Consider the following 16,492-nt stretch of genomic DNA (forward strand, 5'->3'; position numbering starts at 1 on the left):
CCAGCTAGCGCCTTAAATAGCGCGGTTATTTTTGTCTAACAATAAAGCTCTAGCAACTCGACATGCAGCGAGATCCCATGCCGCGCATCCGACGGATTTAAATACGACCGGGCGTTCGTTTTTCACCCTTGCCGTGATTGCTTGTGCAAGTGAATTGACATTCTCCCATTTCACACCGGCAAGGATGAAATCCCCCGCTTCATGGCGCGCGCCTGCCGGGTCATCGACATACAAAGCGCTTGAATCGATAGTGCCCGACGCTATTTCTGCCGCATCAGGCGTAAAGGCGCCAACACCGATGACCAACCGATCTGCTCGCGCCGGCAGCGTATAGACAGGCTGCTTGCTGGTAGTCGCGGTGATGACGACATCGACAGCTTCGGGAATGTTTGAGCTTTCAAGCGCCGCGAGCTTTGGCAAAGCCGCTGCGTAGGCATTGCAAAAGGCATTCGCACGCTCGGCTCGCGACCCCTGGACGATGATCGATGCATCGGGATAAACGCTTGCGATCGCTTCCACATGGTAGGCCGCCTGCTTGCCCGTACCGATCACCAGCACTTGTTTCGGCGGCTGCGCGCTTAGAGCGCGGATAGCGAGCATCGATACCGCCGCCGTTCTGCGCCCCGTTACAGTTGGGCCGTCGAGCATGAATTGCGGCACGCCGGTGACGGCATCGAATGCGGTGACCTGTCCGTGAATCGTGGGCAAACCAAGCGCACCGTTACCCGCGCACACGTTGACGAGCTTGTGCATGGCCAAGTCCGCCGCGCTTGCAGGCATCGACAACATGATCCCACCTTGTGCAAGCGGCACCACCATGCGCTCCGGACTCACGATACGGCCCGCCGCGTAATCGAGCATGGTGGCGGCAAGCGTGTCGACCAGGCGGTCATAAGGAACGAGCTGCGCGGTGCGTTCGGCGTCGAAAATTGGAATCGCGCTTGAGGTTTGATTCATCGTGTCTTTGGCCTCGGAAGGGAAAGTTGCCATCGCAATGCCACTGAAATATCGCAACATTCTAACGGCGCAAGCGACCTCGACCATTTGCCGTCGGTGCACTAAAACGCGCAAAGCGTTGCGTACGCCGTCATATGATTGCCTTCGAATACAGTCATAATCAAGCAATCTGCGCCGCAAAAATTGCAGCGGCAAGCCGCCCACGGAGCCCACAATGAACGAGATGGACAAGCAGCGCCGCTTCCATGCCGACCTGATCGACAGCTACGACGAAGAGTTCGAAATGGAGATCGACGACCGCTTCCTGGATGGCGAGGCAGCGTTCTCCGACGAGGAACGGCAGCTTCGTAAGACCTATTTCCGCGAGCTATTTCGCTTGCAGGGCGAACTGGTGAAGTTGCAGGATTGGGTTGTGCATACGGGCCATAGACTCGTGGTGATTTTTGAAGGCCGCGATGCGGCCGGTAAAGGTGGTGCGATCAAGCGCATCACGCAGCGGCTGAACCCGCGCGTGTGCCGCGTCGCTGCTCTGCCTGCGCCGAATAATCGTGAACGCACGCAATGGTATTTCCAGCGCTACGTATCGCATCTTCCGGCAGGCGGTGAAATCGTTCTGTTCGATCGAAGCTGGTATAACCGCGCGGGAGTAGAACGCGTGATGAACTTCTGTACTGACGCCGAATACGAAGAGTTCTTCCGTTCCGTGCCCGAGTTCGAAAAGATGCTCGTGCGTAGCGGCGTTCAGATCATCAAGTACTGGTTTTCTATTACCGATGACGAACAGGAAGTGCGCTTCGAGGCGCGTATTGAAGATCCGCTAAAGCAGTGGAAGCTGAGTCCGATGGACCTCGAAAGCCGACGCCGCTGGGAAGCCTATACAGCCGCTAAGGAAGTCATGCTGCAGCGTTCACACATTCCCGAAGCGCCGTGGTGGGTGGTTCAGGCCGTCGACAAGAAGCGTGCGCGGCTGAACTGCATGCATCATCTGTTGAGTCAGGTGCCGTATCACGAGATCGAGCACTCTGCGATTACGCTGCCCGAGCGCGTATTCAATCCGGATTATTTGCGGCAGCCCGTGCCGGAGACCATGTACGTTCCGGAGATTTACTAAAGCGCTTTAGCAGCAGTGACTGCACCCGATGTGTTCCTGACGGTGCAGCGTGCGGCGAATGGCAAACTGATACGCTTGCTGCGAACCCTTGAACACCATCACGAACATGACTTGCGCGAGGTTGAAGTCAAGGGTGACCATCAGGCGCATGAGTAGCAGCAGTGGCAGCACCACGGCTGGTTGATACAGTTGTCGGGCAATTAATGCTTTCATCTTTAGCTCCCATTTCCATATAAGAATTTTAGGGATTTGCAGGCCCGGGATAAATGGCCCGCGGATGAAGACATATGTTCCCCGATACGAACAATAAGGCCCTGCATGCTGCAGGGCCTTGAAGACGCATTACTTCTGCGCGAGACTCGGCTCAGGCACCGGCGCGGGCATCGCATCGCCCCAGCCGCCGCCTAATGCACGTATCAAGTTGACTGTGGATACCGCCTGCGTTCCCGCAAGCTGCACCGAAGTACGCTGCGATTGCAGCACAGTGCGCTCCGCATCGATCACATCGAGATAATTGACCGCACCTTCCGTGTACTGCGTTCGCGAGAGTTGTGCCGCGCGCACCGAAGCCTTGACCGCATCCGATTGCGTAGCCGTCTGATCTTCGAGAATGCGCAAGTCGGACAAATTGTCTTCTACCTCACGAAATGCAACGAGCACTTGTTGCCGATAATTCGCGGCGTCCTCTTCATAGATTGCACGTGCATTCGCGAGATTGCCCTTGCGACGGCCGCCATCGAAGATTGGAATATTCAGCGCCGTTCCCGCGAAAGGACCCAGCAGGAATGTTCTGCTCGACCATTTGAAGAGATCGCCAAGCGTTGCCGACTCGAAGCCGCCTGCGCCCGTCAACGTGAGCGAAGGGAAGAACGCAGCCTTCGCTACGCCTATGCGAGCATTTGCTGCGGCCATCGAACGTTCAGCAGCAGCAATGTCAGGACGACGTTCGAGTAAGGTTGAAGGCAAGCCTGGTGGCACGCGAACCGTCACTGGCTTGAGCGGATTCGCCGCCACGCTGAATTCAGCCGGCGTCTTGCCGAGCAGCACCGCAAGACTATGCTCGGACGATGCGCGCAGACGTTGCACGGTCATCGCATCCGAGCGCGCGGTCGCGAGCTCGGACTTGGCGCGCGCAACATCGAGCTCACTGATGTCGCCTTCATCGAAACGGCGCTGCACGAGTTTCAACGCTTGCTCACGCAACGTCACCGTGCGCGTGAAGACATCGTTCTCCGCATCGAGCTCGCGCAAATTGAAGTAGTTCTGCGCGACGTCCGCTTGCAAGGCCAACTGCACCGAGCGGAAAAGCGCTTCGCCTTGTTGCGTGTCGGCGTTGGCGGCTTTGACGGAATCCGAAACGCGGCCGAACAGATCGACTTCATACGATGCGCTCGCCTGGGCACGCCACAACGTTTGTGCAGGCACGTTGGCATCGGCCGGCAGGAACTGCGATGCCGGCGAGAACTTCTCACGCGTCGGACCGAAGCCTGCATCGAGCGTCGGGAACAGACCCGCACGGGCAGTCTGGTTGATTGCGCGCGCTTCCTTCACGCGTGCCGCTGCTGCCTTGAGGTTCTGGTTCGCTTCCTGCGCCTGACGTTCGAGGTCGTTGAGCGCGGGATCATCGAACAAGGTCCACCACTCGCCGCGCATCATTTCTTCGGAGGGTTGAGCCGTTTTCCAGGTGCCCGTTTCCGAAGGAGCAAGCGCGCTCGTATCGCTGGTTCGTTGCGGCGTTTCCTTGTAAGCGGAAGGCGCATGCACATCCGGCTTTTCGTAAGTGGGCGCGAGCGAGCAGCCCGCGACCACCAGCAGCGCCGCCATCAAACCCGGAAGGCCCAGCCATCGTTTCATATGCAACTTGTTCATGTTTGACCTCATTGCGCCTCGTAAGAGCCGCCGATACCCCGCATCTGCGGATGCGAGCCGTGCTTGTCCGTCACATGCTCCGTGCGCGAGAGCTTGCGCAGGATCACGTAGAAGACCGGCGTCAGCATCAGACCGAAGAGCGTGACACCCAGCATGCCGAAGAACACCGCAACGCCCATTGCATGACGCATCTCCGAACCCGCACCCGAAGACAGTACGAGCGGCACCACGCCCATGATGAAGGCGATAGATGTCATGAGAATCGGGCGCAAGCGCAAGCGGCTTGCTTCGATCGCGGCCTGCACGATCGAGCGTCCCTGCATCTCCAGTTCGCGGGCGAACTCCACGATGAGAATCGCGTTCTTCGCCGACAAGCCCACCAGCACCATCAAACCAATCTGCGTGAAGATGTTGTTGTCGCCATCCGTAAGCCAAACACCGAGCAGCGCCGACAGAATGCTCATCGGTACGATCAGGATCACCGCGAGCGGCAGGGTCAGGCTTTCATACAACGCTGCAAGCACGAGGAACACGAGCAGCACGCTGATCGGGAACACCCACAAAGCCGCATTGCCCGCGAGAATCTGCTGATACGTGAGATCGGTCCATTCGAACTTGATCCCGCGCGGCAACACTTCCGCGGCGATTCGCTCCGCCGCTGCCTGCGCCTGACCCGATGAATAGCCAGGAGCCGGACCGCCGTTGATGTCAGCTGCCGTGTAGCCGTTGTAGCGCACCACCATTTCCGGACCATAAGTCGGCGTCACCCTGACGAGCGACGAGAGCGGCACCATGTCGCCATTCGCGTTGCGGGTCTTCAGCAAGCCGATATCTTCAGGATTCGCGCGGAACGGGGCATCGGCCTGCACGCGCACTTGATACACGCGTCCGAAGCGGTTGAAGTCGTTCACGTAGAGCGAGCCGAGATACACCTGCATCGTGTCGAAAACATCTGTCACGGATACGCCAAGCTGCTTGGCCTTGACGCGATCCAGATCGACGTTCAGCTGCGGCACGTTGATCTGATAGCTCGAGAACGTCGGTCCGAGTTCAGGCGTCTGCGAGGCACGCTTGATGAACGCCTGCGTCGCATCCGCGAGCGCTGCATAACCGAGCGCACCACGGTCCTCCAGTTGCATCTTGAAACCACCGAGCGTACCCAGCCCGAGAACCGGCGGAGGCGGGAACACGGCGATGAACGACCCCTTGATACCCGCATACTTCTGATTCAGCGCACCCGCGATCGCATTGGCGGAAAGTGCCTTGTCATGCACGCGGTTCTTGAAGGGCTTCAACGTCACGAACACGATCCCCGCGCTCGATGAGTTCGTAAAGCCGTTCACCGACAAGCCCGGAAACTCCACTGCGCTTTCCACGCCCGGTTGCTTGAGCGCGATGTCGCTCATCTGCCGGATCACGCCTTCGGTACGGTCGAGCGATGCGCCATTGGGCAATTGCGCGAAGCTGATCAGATACTCCTTGTCCTGCGCGGGCACGAAACCGCCCGGCACAATCTTGCCCATCAGAACCGCACCTGCAAGAAGCACGGCATACAGCACCATCATTACGGCCTTGCGGTTGATGACGCTCTTCACGCCCTTGCCGTAGGCATCCGAACCGCGATGAAAGACCTTGTTGAACTGACGGAAGAAACCGCCGAACACACGGTCCATGCCACGCGTGAGCCAGTCCTTCGGTTCATCGTGACCCTTGAGCAACATCGCAGCCAGCGCAGGCGACAAGGTCAGCGAGTTGAATGCGGAGATCACCGTTGAGATAGCGATGGTCACCGCGAACTGCTTGTAGAACTGACCCGTGAGGCCCGACATGAACGCGAGCGGCACGAACACGGCCACGAGCGTCAAGGCAATTGCGATGATCGGCCCGCTCACTTCGCGCATGGCCTGATACGTCGCCTCTCGGGCAGATAACCCCGCTTCGATATTACGTTCGACGTTCTCCACGACGACGATTGCATCGTCCACCACGATGCCAATCGCGAGGACCATCCCGAACAATGACAACGCGTTGATCGAGAAGCCGAACGCAAGCAACAGCGAGAACGTGCCGACAATCGACACCGGCACCGCCAGCAACGGAATGATCGAAGCACGCCAGGTTTGCAGGAACACGATCACCACGAGCACGACCAAGGCGATGGCTTCAGCCAGCGTATGAATTACCGCTTCGATACTGGAGCGCACGAACTGCGTCGGGTCATAGACGATCTGATACTCCAGACCCGCAGGCATGTCCGCCTGCAGTTCCTTCATCGTCTTGCGCACTTCATCGGAGATTTGCAGCGAATTTGCACCCGGCTGCTGATTGATTGCGATTGCAACCGCCGACTTGTTGTCGAGCAAGGAACGCAAGCCATATTCCGATGCCGCGAGTTCGACGCGCGCCACATCGCTCAGATGCGTGACTGCACCATCGGGCGACGTCTTCAGCACGATGTCGCGGAACTCGGACTCGTTCTGCAAGCGGCCGCGTGCATTCACGTTCAGTTGCAAGGGCGTATTTGGCAGCGTGGGCGAACCACCGATCACGCCTGCCGCCACCTGCACGTTCTGTTCACGAATGGCGTTGACCACGTCGGTCGCCGTCATGCCGCGTTGCGCGACCTTTTGCGGATCGAGCCATACGCGCATCGAATAATCGCCCGAACCCCACAGTTGCACTTCACCCACACCCGAGATGCGTTCGAGCCGATCCTTCACGTTGATCAGCGCATAGTTGCGCAGATACGTCATGTCGTAACGGTTGTTCGGCGAGTTCAGGTGAACCACCATCGTCAGCGTCGGCGAGGATTTGATGGTGGTCACGCCAAGCCGCTGCACGTCTTGCGGCAAGCGCGGCAAAGCCTGATTCACGCGGTTCTGAACGAGCTGCGTGTTCTTGTCCGGATCGGTGCCGAGCTTGAACGTGACCGTGGTCGTGAGGTTGCCGTCGCTATTCGCCTGCGACTGCATGTAGAGCATGTCCTCGACGCCGTTGATCTGCTCTTCGATCGGCGAGGCCACGGTCTCCGCGATCACCTTCGGATTCGCGCCCGGATACTGCGCGTGCACCACGACCGAAGGCGGTACGACTTCCGGGTACTCGGAGATCGGCAGCTTGAACATGGCGATGACGCCAGCCAGCAAAACGATCACCGACAGCACGCCCGCAAAGATCGGACGGTCGATGAAAAATTTGGATATGTTCATGACGAGTTCTGTCTGTTCGAGATGCTTACGAAGCCGATGCCGTTTTCACGGGCGTCGCATTGGCGTTGCTGTCCATTGCGACGTTATTGGCCTTGATCACATCGTTGGGACGCACGCGCTGCAAGCCATTGACGACGATGCGTTCGCCCGGCTGCAATCCCTTCGTAATCACGCGCAGGCCTTCATGCGTGGCGCCTAACGTGACTTCGCGGTACTGCACGCGGTTGTCCTTGTCCACCACCATGACGTACTTCTTGTCCTGATCGGTGCCGACAGCCGCGTCATCCACGAGCACGGCCGGATGCGGCGTGCCACCGCCGACCTTGATGCGTGCATAAAGTCCCGGCAAGAGCGAGCCATCCGGATTGTTGAAGCGCGCACGCACGCGGATCGTGCCCGAGGTCGTATCGAGGCGGTTATCGACGGAATCGACCACGCCTTCGCGCGAGTAACCGTCTTCGTTTGCAAGACCCAGCGAAACAGGCACGCTGCTGCCCGTATCGCGGCCGAGATAGCGCAAGTACGTCTGTTCGTCGACATCGAACGAGGCATAGATCGGCGAGACCGAGACAAGCGTGGTCAGAAGCGGCGCATTCGCACCCGTCGAGACGATGTTGCCCACCGTGAGCTCTGCACGCGATACGCGCCCCGATACGGGCGCCACGATATGCGTGTAGGCGAGGTTGATCTTCGCCGTTTCGAGCGCAGCCTGCGCGGCCTTCAGGTTGGCGACGGCCTCGCGTGCGGCGTTCTGTTTCTCGTCGTAATCGCGCTTGGCGATGGCGTTATCGGTAAGCAAGCGCTCTGCACGCGCAGCGTCGGTGGACGTATAGCCGTTACGCGCTTGCGCCGATGCAACTTGCGCCGCGGCGCGTGCGACTTCCGCTTCATACGGACGCGGGTCGATGGTAAAGAGCGCGTCACCCTTCTTCACGAGCGCGCCGTCCTTGAAGTGCACCGCGACGATCGTGCCGGGCACGAGCGGGCGAATGTCGACATGGTCCACCGCTTCGAGACGGCCCGAATAGCTCTGCCAGTCCGTGATGGTCTTCGAGACCACCGCGGCCACGTCCACTTCGGTGGCGGTCGGGCTATGCGCGGCGGCTTGCGCCTGGTTGATGGCGTCGCCGTGACCGCGCCAGGCGGTATAGCCGCCCGCGCCAGCAATGACGATCACCGCGCCTAGCGCCGCGTAAATACGTTTGCGAGTGAAGAACATGGTGAAGCTCCGGTTGCGTTGAGATTGTTTTTTTATGGTGCGTGGCGCGCTTATTTGGGGCGCGCGAGGCGTTTCTTGAAGAACGCGACGACATCGGCAAGCGCGTCGGGATGCGCGGCCAGCGCTTGATGCGAGGCCTTGCAATGACGCGTCATTTCGGTCGGCACGCCTGCGTTGATCAATTCCGCCGCGTATTTTTCCGCCTCGATATGCAGGAGGTCATGCTCCGCGCTCGCGATCAGCGCCGGCGGCAACCCATTGAGTCGCCGCGATTCGAGCGGCGCCGCATAGGGATGCAAACGTTGCGAAGGCACGGGCAGATACGCGCGATAGCAACGCGCGCAATCGCTCATTTCCAGATCGGGGCACAGCACTTTGCGTTCATCGGCGAGGCGCGTCATGCTCGGATCGAGCAATGGCGCAAGCAGCACTTGAGCGGACAGGCGCAAATCGCCGCGATCGCGCGCTATGGCTGCAACGCACGTCGCGAGGTTGCCGCCTGCGTCATGCCCCGCCACGCCGATGCGCAAAGGGTCTGCGCGTTGCGCACGAGCATGCGCAACCGCCCACTGTGCCGCGCGATATCCGTCTTCAGGCGCGGCGGGAAATGGAAATTCAGGCGCAAGCGAATAGCCGACCGAGATGACCCAAGCGGGCGTATCTCGCGCAATGACGCTTGCAGCCACATCGGCTTCGTCCAGACTTCCACGCACGAAACCGCCGCCGTGGAAATAAAGAACGATAGGCAACACGTTGCCATCCGACGCGGGGCGGTAACTGCGCAGCGTGATCGGCTGTACGTGTCCGGCGATACGCACATCTTCGATGCACAATCTCGGACGCGCCTCCAGATCCAACAATGTTGCCATGGTTATTTTTCGTGCGCGGCCTGAGAAATAAGGCCGTCACGCATAAGTTGCGATGCTGCGAATTCTGGATGCCACGCCTTTTTTAATAAATGCCTATAATCCGGCAACACAATTCGGACGCACCGAACAATCATCGTTAATACGCACATGACTGTTCTTAGCCAGGCGCTTAATTCCGTGCGCCGCTATGCTGGTGCCCTAAGCATCGAAGGTGAGGAAACATGGATCGGCTACAAGCAATGCAGGTCTTCACACGGGTTGTCGACACCAACAGTTTTTCGCGCGCAGCGGATACGCTCAATTTGCCGCGCGCGTCGGTCACGACGATCATTCAAAACCTGGAAGCGTTTCTCAACGTGCGACTGCTTCAGCGCACGACACGCAGGCTCAATCTGACGCCTGATGGCGCGGCCTACTACGAGCGCTGCGTGCGCATCCTTGCCGACATCGAGGAAGCCGAGGGCACATTCTCGAACAACGGCAAGGGTCCGCACGGCAAATTGCGGGTAGACATGCCGGGGGCCATCGGCAGGCTCATCGTGATGCCGCAGCTTTGCGACTTTCACACACGCTATCCGGAAATCGAACTCATGCTCGGCTTCGGCGACAAGCCAGTCGACCTCATCCAGGAAGGCGTCGACTGCGTGATTCGCGTCGGAACGCTGCAGGATTCGAGTCTGGTCGCGCGACGCATTGGCGTGTTTCAGGGCGTGACGGTCGCAAGTCCCCAATATCTCGAACGTCATGGCAAGCCGCAAACGCTTGAAGACCTTCAGGACCATGTGGCCGTGAATTATTTTTCGAGCCGCACGGGGCGTGTGATGGATATGGACTTCGTCGTCAACGACGAATCCATCGAAGTGAAGATGCGCGGCATGATCGCGGTGAACGACGCCGAGGCCTATCTCAGTTGCGGTCTCAAGGGCGTGGGTCTGATTCAAGCGCCGCGCTTCATGGCGTTGCCGTACTTGCGTTCAGGCGAGCTCGTCGAAGTGCTGCCGCAATGGAGCCCTTTGCCGATGCCTATTTCCGCCGTCTATCCGCACAATCGCCATCTTTCGCCAAAGGTGCGCGTGTTCGTGGACTGGGTCGCGGAGCTGTTCGAGCGTTGCCCGTTGCTGCAAGGTCAGAAGGACGCGGAGGAGCGTTGCCTGCCCACCAGCACTGCCGCGCCCACGGTCGTGCGTCACGGTACGCCGGAAGTTTCGGGTACTGAGGATGTCGTTGTATAGCTAACTATTGGCTAGCTATTTCGCTGGCAAAGCAAAGGCGTGTCTCAGGCGACACGCCTTTTTTTCGTGCCTATCGATGCGATAGGGAAAAATGCCGGCACATGCAAGCGTCGCCAAATGTCCGGTGGCTAAGGCTCTTAGCGATTATTCGCCGAAATCGACAAATCTATTCGCGCATCCGGCATTTATCTGCCCCTAGCGTGGCGACTACATTTCGACCTGTCGCGAAGCGCATGCAATCCTCTTCTTAGCCGATTGCATCCGCGTCGCATCCGAAGCACAGGAAACGGATCGAAAGGAGTTGCACGCATGAAAAGCTATCTCATCACGGGTTTCTCACTCGCGGCTATCTCAGCCGTGGTTTCGAGCACGGCATTTGCCGACGGCGGTGAAGGCATTGGTCGCGCGGGAACGTATCAGACGCAAACGACTACGAGTGAAACGCCCAAGACGCGTGCGCAAGTGCGGGCTGAACTTGCCGCTGCCTATTCGAACGGTTCGTTGCCCGCGTTGAATCGCAATACGTATCCTGATCGCAGCATGTGGGGCGATGCGGTCGCTGCTCAAAGCGAAGCGCATGCTCGCGATGCCGCTCAAGCGGAAGCGCGCAATCGCCATATCGTGGAATATGCGAACGGTTCGGTCACGCGCTAAAGAATTGCAGAGGTCATCATGTTCGAAAATACTTCGCTTGAACAATATTCGGTTCTTGAAGAGCTAGCCTCTGTGACGCCGGTGTGGCGCCCGTTTGTCGAATCTCGCTCGCAAGAGACCGAGCAGGACACGAGCGAGCACGGCGAGTAGCAAATCAATCAAACGCGTGTGCCTGCCGGGCACACGCGTTTGAGCTTCAGCCGCAAGCGCCTATTTCACCGCAAGCAGTGCAGAAGTCGCAACCGTCTTTCCGGATCACCGCATTCGCGCCACATGTCGGGCATTTGCGCCCATGCATCTGCGTGAGTGTATGCGGGTCGTTCGACAAGGCATCGTCGGACGAAAATTCCGTCACGTCCGCGTGTGCCACGGTCTCGTCTTCAGTCACTAGAGCGCGTGTATGGGTCACGTCGATATGCTTGCGGGCAAGTACGCGTGACGGCACCTGACTGCCTTCGGCATCGAGAAAACCGCGTCGATGAAGAATTTGCTGAATCGCAAAGGCAAGCGCGGCGACTTCCGAGTCATGCCAGCGTGGACTGCGGTGTCCATCTAAACGCTCGACATCGCCGAGACGCACCTGACCGCGATCCCACGATACCTTGCGCATGTCCTGCAGCGTACGCGCGGCAAAGCCTCCACGCGCCGCAAGCGACAATGAACGCATGGTCGCCGTGATCCATTGCTGCGATTCGTCGCTCTGCCCCGTCGGGATAAAGAATTCGATGGGCCGCTCGATGGTCACGTCATCGCCTGCAATACGCCCTGTCACTTCGATGAACGACACCGCAAGATAGAGCGACTTCTTTCCAGCCTGCGTCAGATACTCGACCTTCTCGATAATCGCGGGCAGCTCTCCACGCGGACGATGATCGATCGCAATACGCAAAGGATCGAGATCCAGTTCGGGATCGGGCGAGTCGCTCGGTGTCTTCTCTTCCTGTGGCGTGACTGACAACACCGCGCCCAAGGTGTCGTTAGGCCGATAGGTCGCGAGTCCCTTCAAGCCACGTCGCCATGCCTCGAAGTAAAGGTCCTGAAACGCGTCGAACGGATAATCCGCAGGTACGTTGACGGTCTTCGATATCGATGTATCGACGAAAGGCTGCACGGCCGTCATCATTTCCAGATGATCTTGCGCGGACATATCGAGCGCACTCACGAAGTAATCGGGTAGCGCCTTGACGTCTCCGCCCATCTCGCGATAAAGCCTGTACGCGTGGTCTTCGACAGCGAAGGTCTGGCTGGAGCCATCGGCCATGCGCTTGGTGCGCTGATAGGTCCACGAGAACGCGGGCTCGATACCATTCGATGCATTGTCCGCAAACGCGAGACTCACGGTGCCCGTGGGCGCGATGGAAAGCAGATGGCTATTGCGGATGCCATGCGCGCGAATCTCGCTCTTGAGATCATCAGGCAAACGCGATGCGAAAGTGCCCTCTTCCAGATAGCGTGCTGCATCGAAGAGCGGAAATGCGCCGCGTTCGCGTGCAAGCTCGACCGACGCGCGATACGCTTCATCGCGCATGGTGCGTGCAACGCGCATGGCAAATTCGCGTCCTTCGTTCGAGTTATAGCGAAGACCAAGCATTACTAGCGTGTCGCCTAGCCCCGTGAAGCCGACGCCGATACGTCGCTTGGCAGCCGCTTCACGTGCTTGTTCTTCGAGCGGCCATAACGTGACGTCGAGAACGTCATCGAGAAAGCGCACTTGCGTGCGCGTGGTACGCATGAGACCGTCCCAATCGAAACCAGGAACGCCGCCGCGCGCTTGCGCAAAAGGGTCGCGCACGAAGCGAGTCAGATTGAGCGGGCCCAGGTTGCAGCAACCGTATGCGGGCAAGGGTTGTTCACCGCAAGGGTTCGTCGCGCGAATCGTTTCGACGGCGCGCAGATTGTTGTCGTCATTCATGCGCGACATGAAAACGACGCCTGGCTCGGCGACATTGTAGGTCGATCGCATGATCGTGTTCCATACGTCACGCGCACGCACTTCCCGATACACCCACAAGCCGTCGTCACGCTTCCGGATGTCCGCCGATGCCCGCTGCGCAGGCGAAGGCTCGGCCTTATGCACGAGTTGCCAGACAGCGTCGTCGGCAACGGCCTGCATGAATTCGTCCGTTACCGCGACGGACACGTTGAAGTTGTTCCAGCGTCCCTTCGTGTGTTTAGCCGCGATGAATTCGAGCAAATCGGGGTGCGTGCAGTCGAGTATGCCCATCTGTGCGCCACGGCGTGATCCTGCGCTCTCCACCGTGCGGCACGATGCATCGAACACATCCATATAACTGCATGGTCCGGATGCAGCTGAACCCGTGGAATGCACGCGCGCACCGCGAGGACGAATGGCGGAAAAGTTATAGCCCACGCCTCCGCCGCGCCGCATCGTCTCGGCCGCTTGCAGCAGCGCAACGTAAATGCCGGGCAAACCGTTATCGTCGACGCCTTGAATGGCATCGCCCACGGGCTGAACGAAGCAGTTGATGAGCGTGGCATCGATACCCGCGCCCGCCGCGCTCATGATGCGCCCGGCGCCCAATGCGCCGCGCCGGAAGTTATCGACGAACTCCGCTTCGATCTTCGCGCGTAACGCTTTGGGCTCGGCCATTGCGACACCACGCGCCACGCGCAGATAAATATCTTCGACGCGCGTCTCGTCGCCCTTGGCATATTTTTCAAGCATTACGTCGATGGAAAATTGCTGCGGAGCGACGCCTGTGCTGGGATTGTCTTCTGCCATGTTTGATCCTGTTGAATGCTTTGTCCGCTAATGCTTGACGGGGCGATGACGCGAACCGTGGGGCGCCGCCAAACGCAATGCACGACGATAGCGCGAATTCTCCCTGGCTGCTAATGAACCGTTAAACTCCTTCGATCGATCCAGCACTTTTCCTTGAGACGATCTATCGCATGAATGCGCCGCTCTTCGGTATCTCGGGCCGCTCGGGTCAGGGCAAGACCACGCTGATCGAGGCGTTGTTGCCCTGGTTTCGGGAACGCGGTCTTGTAGTCAACGTCATCAAGCACAGTCATCATTCAATCGAACTCGAACCGCCGGGCAAAGACAGCGCGCGCTTCAGGCGTGCAGGCGCGGGCGAAGTGGTGATTGCATCGCCTTACCGCTATGCAATCGTGCGCGAGTTGCGCGAGGGGAACGAGCCTTCGCTTACGGAACTCGCTGCGCGGCTGACACATGCGGACCTCACGATTGTCGAAGGATTTGCACGCGAAGCCATTCCGCGACTGGAGGTGGTTCGGCCATCGGTTGGCCGGGAGCCGCTTTATAAGACCGACGTCGCAATTCTTGCCATTGCAACCGACGATGCCTCGGCAGTCGACAGCGCGCTGCCTCTGCTGCCGCTAGACGATCTAGACCGCATTGGCGCCTTTATCTGCGAGACACTGCGCATTGCCGTTTAATCTGCTTTGACGCCGTTGCGCGCGATGTCCAATGCTTCTCCGATTACATCGTCATCGCCAATATGATTCGCGAGAAGCAGCACGAGCTTGGCGTTGAGCATGTGGCTTTCTTCGTCGCTTAGTCCATCGTGTGTGCCGATGAGCCGTTCATAGAACGCATCCGGATCGGCAAGATTGGCTTCGAGCTTGAGCTTCATGCTGGCTTATCCATTGCAAGTAGCGCGTTGTACGGCGTTAAATATCGCATCGGCGTTGAACGCACGCCAGCGCGCGCATACGTGCTGGTCGGGGCGCAACAAGTAGAACGTGCCGGGGCGAGCATCGAATCGATGCGCCACGATGCCATCGACGTCTTCGATATCTTCGGACGACGCGGCCATGCCCTTCGGCGCAACCAGCAATAGACGAAACGACGTTAGCCTCTGTAAAAGAGCCCTGCGCACTTCCTCCCCGTCATCGCTGCCGCAGAAGTAGATTCCTATGAAGCCTTTGCCATGCGTTTGTTGCAAGAGCCATGCAGCGCGGCCATTTACGCGTATGGGCGCATCCACGCATGCCGTCCCTGGCGTCATCGAACATGCGAAGCTGTCATCGCGCTGATCGGGCGTATTGAGCGGCGAGTCTTGCAGCACGGTCGGCACCGAGAGTCGCCCGCTATTGACGAGGCGTCGCGCAAAAGCACAGTCCTTCGATAGCTTCAACACCGCGTCCCGAAAGAGACGCGAGGCCGTACTCTTCGGCGTGATGAAATCGGTCGATCGCGTGGAATGACGAATGTTTTCATCCGCGGCGTATTCCCGTTCGGATGCATACGTGTCGAGTAAAGCAGGCGGAGCGTCGCCATGAACGACGAGACTGAGCTTCCATGCGAGATTGTCTGCATCTTGCACACCGCTATTCGCGCCGCGCGCGCCGAAAGGTGAGACGCCGTGCGCCGCATCGCCTGCGAACAGAATTCGACCGTGCCTGAAATGCTCCATGCGCTGACATGCAAACGTATAGATGCTCACCCATTCGAGTTCGAATTCCGCGTCTTCGCCAAGCAATGCCTTGACGCGCGGAATGACACGTTCGGGTGCTTTTTCCGTGACAGGGTCAGCTTCCCAGCCGAGCTGAAAGTCGATGCGCCATACGTTGTCCGGCTGGCGATGCAGCAGCACAGACTGGTTGCGATGAAACGGTGGATCGAACCAGAACCAGCGTTCCGCCGGAAACGGCGCTTTCATCTTGACGTCCGCAATGAGAAAGCGGTCCTTGAATACCCGGCCGTGACTATCGAGATCGAGAGCCTGACGAATGAAGCTGCGTGAGCCGTCGGCCGCTACGACATAGCGTGTACGTAAGGCGTATCGTCCATCGGGCGTATCCACTTGCAGTTCGACATGATCCCGATGCTGCGTTACACCGACTACACGGCTCTTCCAGCGCATATGCAAGTTATCGAGTTGTGCCGCGCGTTCGACGAGATAGCGCTCGACGTAATATTGCTGGAGATTGATGAACGCGGGATGCGCATGGCCTGCTTCGGGCAGCAAGTCGAATGCATAAATCAGATCGTCATGCAGGAACACCTTCCCGACATTCCAGCGCACACCTTTTTCGATCATCTCGTCGACGCAGCCGAGACGTTCGAAGATTTCAAGCGTGCGCTTCGCAAAACAGATGGCGCGCGAACCGGCCGATACGGTGTCGTCCCTATCGACGAGCACGGTACAAACGCCGTGTTGCGCAAGATCGATTGCAGTCGCAAGACCGACCGGTCCCGCGCCGGTCACGACCACCGGATAGACCGGGGACTCGGCGGTGTCGTGTTCCGGTGCTCGCTTGCAAGCAAAGCGGACCATGTCGTTTTTGGGTTGTCTCCTGCTACCGCCTCTTTGGGCAGGCCTTGAATCGCCGTTAAGGGCATTGTACAAACGGACTTTTCTGTGTGGCTACGTTTTTTCCTG

General features: G+C 58.8%; 13 protein-coding genes. 4 read left to right on the top strand and 9 right to left on the bottom strand.

Features of this window, described 5'->3' with window-relative positions; all coding sequences use genetic code 11:
- Nucleotides 1–12: 12 nt before the first annotated feature.
- Nucleotides 13–957, bottom strand: a complete 945-nt coding sequence (lhpI, locus tag NCR98_RS17350) for a bifunctional Delta(1)-pyrroline-2-carboxylate/Delta(1)-piperideine-2-carboxylate reductase (protein WP_250526917.1) — start codon at nt 955–957, stop codon at nt 13–15.
- A gap of 214 nt (nt 958–1,171) precedes the next feature.
- Between lhpI and ppk2 the strand changes: the two genes are divergently transcribed.
- Nucleotides 1,172–2,068: a polyphosphate kinase 2 gene (gene ppk2 / locus NCR98_RS17355; RefSeq protein WP_244829486.1), complete on the top strand. Its 897-nt coding sequence runs from the start codon at nt 1,172–1,174 to the stop codon at nt 2,066–2,068.
- Between the two features lie 6 nt (nt 2,069–2,074).
- On the opposite strand, the gene NCR98_RS17360 is transcribed toward ppk2, so the two are convergent.
- The 5 genes from NCR98_RS17360 to NCR98_RS17380 form a co-directional block, all read right to left on the bottom strand.
- Nucleotides 2,075–2,281, bottom strand: a complete 207-nt coding sequence (locus NCR98_RS17360; RefSeq protein WP_244829485.1) for a hypothetical protein — start codon at nt 2,279–2,281, stop codon at nt 2,075–2,077.
- A gap of 129 nt (nt 2,282–2,410) precedes the next feature.
- Entirely contained in the window at nt 2,411–3,937 is a 1,527-nt protein-coding gene (locus tag NCR98_RS17365; protein WP_250526782.1) for an efflux transporter outer membrane subunit, read from the bottom strand.
- Nucleotides 3,938–3,945: 8 nt separating this feature from the next.
- The gene (locus NCR98_RS17370; protein WP_250526783.1) at nt 3,946–7,146 is read right to left on the bottom strand and encodes an efflux RND transporter permease subunit; all 3,201 of its coding nucleotides are present in this window, start codon (nt 7,144–7,146) and stop codon (nt 3,946–3,948) included.
- Between the two features lie 25 nt (nt 7,147–7,171).
- Complete coding sequence (locus NCR98_RS17375) at nt 7,172–8,365, bottom strand: efflux RND transporter periplasmic adaptor subunit (RefSeq protein WP_244829482.1); 1,194 nt, start codon at nt 8,363–8,365, stop codon at nt 7,172–7,174.
- A gap of 50 nt (nt 8,366–8,415) precedes the next feature.
- Complete coding sequence (locus NCR98_RS17380) at nt 8,416–9,234, bottom strand: alpha/beta hydrolase (protein WP_250510130.1); 819 nt, start codon at nt 9,232–9,234, stop codon at nt 8,416–8,418.
- A gap of 221 nt (nt 9,235–9,455) precedes the next feature.
- On the opposite strand from NCR98_RS17380, the gene NCR98_RS17385 reads away from it, so the two are divergent.
- Both NCR98_RS17385 and NCR98_RS17390 read left to right on the top strand, forming a co-directional pair.
- On the top strand, nt 9,456–10,466 hold the full coding sequence (locus tag NCR98_RS17385; protein WP_244829480.1) for a LysR family transcriptional regulator: 1,011 nt from the start codon (nt 9,456–9,458) through the stop codon (nt 10,464–10,466).
- Between the two features lie 309 nt (nt 10,467–10,775).
- Nucleotides 10,776–11,120 (top strand): DUF4148 domain-containing protein, encoded by a 345-nt coding sequence (locus tag NCR98_RS17390; RefSeq protein ID WP_244829479.1) that lies wholly within the window; start codon nt 10,776–10,778, stop codon nt 11,118–11,120.
- Nucleotides 11,121–11,316: 196 nt separating this feature from the next.
- Here the strand turns inward: NCR98_RS17390 and NCR98_RS17395 are convergent, their stop codons facing one another.
- On the bottom strand, nt 11,317–13,863 hold the full coding sequence (locus tag NCR98_RS17395; RefSeq protein ID WP_250526784.1) for an adenosylcobalamin-dependent ribonucleoside-diphosphate reductase: 2,547 nt from the start codon (nt 13,861–13,863) through the stop codon (nt 11,317–11,319).
- 170 nt (nt 13,864–14,033) lie between these two features.
- On the opposite strand from NCR98_RS17395, the gene mobB reads away from it, so the two are divergent.
- Nucleotides 14,034–14,543, top strand: a complete 510-nt coding sequence (gene mobB / locus NCR98_RS17400) for a molybdopterin-guanine dinucleotide biosynthesis protein B (RefSeq protein ID WP_250526785.1) — start codon at nt 14,034–14,036, stop codon at nt 14,541–14,543.
- Here the strand turns inward: mobB and NCR98_RS17405 are convergent.
- Nucleotides 14,540–14,740 carry a DUF2783 domain-containing protein gene (locus tag NCR98_RS17405; RefSeq protein ID WP_250493498.1) on the bottom strand — a complete coding sequence of 67 codons (201 nt, stop codon included), beginning with the start codon at nt 14,738–14,740 and terminating at the stop codon, nt 14,540–14,542. The two genes, mobB and NCR98_RS17405, sit on opposite strands and share 4 nt — an antisense overlap.
- A 6-nt stretch (nt 14,741–14,746) precedes the next feature.
- On the bottom strand, nt 14,747–16,387 hold the full coding sequence (locus tag NCR98_RS17410; protein ID WP_250526786.1) for an FAD-dependent oxidoreductase: 1,641 nt from the start codon (nt 16,385–16,387) through the stop codon (nt 14,747–14,749).
- Between the last annotated feature and the right edge of the window lie 105 nt (nt 16,388–16,492).

The organism is Caballeronia sp. GAWG2-1, assembly GCF_023631405.1.
Lineage (GTDB): Bacteria > Pseudomonadota > Gammaproteobacteria > Burkholderiales > Burkholderiaceae > Caballeronia.

Bases quoted from the DNA above. Each gene is read 5' to 3' on its own strand.
- NCR98_RS17390 (WP_244829479.1), top strand. From the start codon at position 10,776: ATGAAAAGCTATCTCATCACGGGTTTCTCACTCGCGGCTATCTCAGCC.
- NCR98_RS17365 (WP_250526782.1), bottom strand. From the start codon at position 3,937: ATGAACAAGTTGCATATGAAACGATGGCTGGGCCTTCCGGGTTTGATG.
- NCR98_RS17385 (WP_244829480.1), top strand. From the start codon at position 9,456: ATGGATCGGCTACAAGCAATGCAGGTCTTCACACGGGTTGTCGACACC.
- NCR98_RS17370 (WP_250526783.1), bottom strand. From the start codon at position 7,146: ATGAACATATCCAAATTTTTCATCGACCGTCCGATCTTTGCGGGCGTG.
- mobB (WP_250526785.1), top strand. From the start codon at position 14,034: ATGAATGCGCCGCTCTTCGGTATCTCGGGCCGCTCGGGTCAGGGCAAG.
- NCR98_RS17405 (WP_250493498.1), bottom strand. From the start codon at position 14,740: ATGAAGCTCAAGCTCGAAGCCAATCTTGCCGATCCGGATGCGTTCTAT.
- lhpI (WP_250526917.1), bottom strand. From the start codon at position 957: ATGAATCAAACCTCAAGCGCGATTCCAATTTTCGACGCCGAACGCACC.
- NCR98_RS17380 (WP_250510130.1), bottom strand. From the start codon at position 9,234: ATGGCAACATTGTTGGATCTGGAGGCGCGTCCGAGATTGTGCATCGAA.
- NCR98_RS17395 (WP_250526784.1), bottom strand. From the start codon at position 13,863: ATGGCAGAAGACAATCCCAGCACAGGCGTCGCTCCGCAGCAATTTTCC.
- ppk2 (WP_244829486.1), top strand. From the start codon at position 1,172: ATGAACGAGATGGACAAGCAGCGCCGCTTCCATGCCGACCTGATCGAC.
- NCR98_RS17375 (WP_244829482.1), bottom strand. From the start codon at position 8,365: ATGTTCTTCACTCGCAAACGTATTTACGCGGCGCTAGGCGCGGTGATC.
- NCR98_RS17410 (WP_250526786.1), bottom strand. From the start codon at position 16,387: ATGGTCCGCTTTGCTTGCAAGCGAGCACCGGAACACGACACCGCCGAG.
- NCR98_RS17360 (WP_244829485.1), bottom strand. From the start codon at position 2,281: ATGAAAGCATTAATTGCCCGACAACTGTATCAACCAGCCGTGGTGCTG.